Source organism: Streptosporangium sp. NPDC000239 (assembly GCF_040300765.1).
Classification (GTDB): domain Bacteria; phylum Actinomycetota; class Actinomycetes; order Streptosporangiales; family Streptosporangiaceae; genus Streptosporangium.
In genome coordinates, this window is record NZ_JBEPEI010000054.1 from 1 (window position 1) to 1,240 (window position 1,240).

At 72.4% G+C, this 1,240-nt stretch carries 1 protein-coding gene; it reads right to left on the reverse strand.

Going from position 1 to position 1,240, the window contains the following annotated elements; genetic code table 11:
• A partial coding sequence (locus tag ABT340_RS42410; RefSeq protein ID WP_352016616.1) for an AMP-binding protein occupies positions 1-1,220 on the reverse strand: 1,220 nt, incomplete at its 3' end.
• Positions 1,221-1,240: the final 20 nt, after the last annotated feature.

Below are 1,240 nucleotides of genomic sequence, written 5' to 3' on the forward strand. Positions count from 1 at the left end.
AGGCCGGGGTTGGGGCGGAAGTGGGTGGCGGTCAGGGCGGGCCGGTTGAGGTAGCCGTGGGCGAGGCTGGGGCCGCTGATGCAGATCTCCCCGGTCTGGCCGGGTTCGGTGATGACCTGTCCGGTGTCGGGGTCGATGAGGTGGACGGTGCGGTCGCCGATGGGGGTGCCGATCGGGATGGTGGGCCGGTCCAGGTCGGCGGGGGTGACCAGGTGGGCGGTGGCGAAGACGGTGCACTCGCTGGGGCCGTAGCCGTGGGCCAGCCGGGTGGTGGGCAGTTCGGCCAGGGCGGTGCGCACGTGGCGGACGGTGACGGCCTCGCCGCCGAAGATGAGTTGCTGCACGTTGGCCAGGAGGTGGGGGCTGGTGGAGATGATCGTGTTGAACGCGGTCGTGGGCAGGAACAGGTGGGTGACCTGGTGGGTGTGGACGGTTTCGGCGACGGTCAGGGGGTCGCGGTTGGTTCCGGTGTGCACCACGACGCGTCCGCCGGTCAGTAGCGGGGGGAGGATCTCCAGGAGGTTGCCGTCCCAGGACAGGGCCGAGTGCAGCAGGGTGACGGCGTCGGGTCCCCAGGTGGCGTAGTGCACGTCGGTGAAGAAGCCGTTGATGGCCCGGTGGGGGACGAGGGTTCCCTTGGGCCGGCCGGTGGAGCCGGAGGTGTAGGGGATGTAGAAGACCCGCTCCGGATCGGCGGGGTGTGCCGGGTTGGTGTCCGGCTGGGCGGCGATCGTCTCGGCTTCGGCGGTCAGGTCCAGCACCGGAACCGGGGCAGGAACCCGGGCAGAGGCGGGGGCTGAGGCGGAGGCCTGGGCGGAGGCTGAGGCCGGGACCTGGGCAGGGGCCTGGGCCTGGGCGGGGGCCTGGGCGGAGGCGGAGGCCGGGGTGGGGGCCTGGGTGGTGGTGGGGGTCCAGGGGTGGGCGGGGGTGGTGATGACGGCGGCCAGGCCGGGTTCGGTGGCCATCAGCGTCAACCGGCCCGGGGGCAGGCCGGGCTCCAGGGGCACGTATCCGGCGCCGGCTTTCAGTACGGCGAGCAGGGCGGTGATGTAGGTGGCGCTGTGGGTCAGGTGCAGTCCGACCAGGTCTCCGGGCCGTACTCCCCGTCCGTTGAGTGTGTGGGCCAGGCGGTTGGCGGCGGTGTTGAGCTGGCCGTAGGTCAGGGTCGCGCCGTGGGGTTCGGTTACCGCGACGCGGTCGGGGTGTTCCCGGGCCCGCACCTCGAACACCTCATGCACCG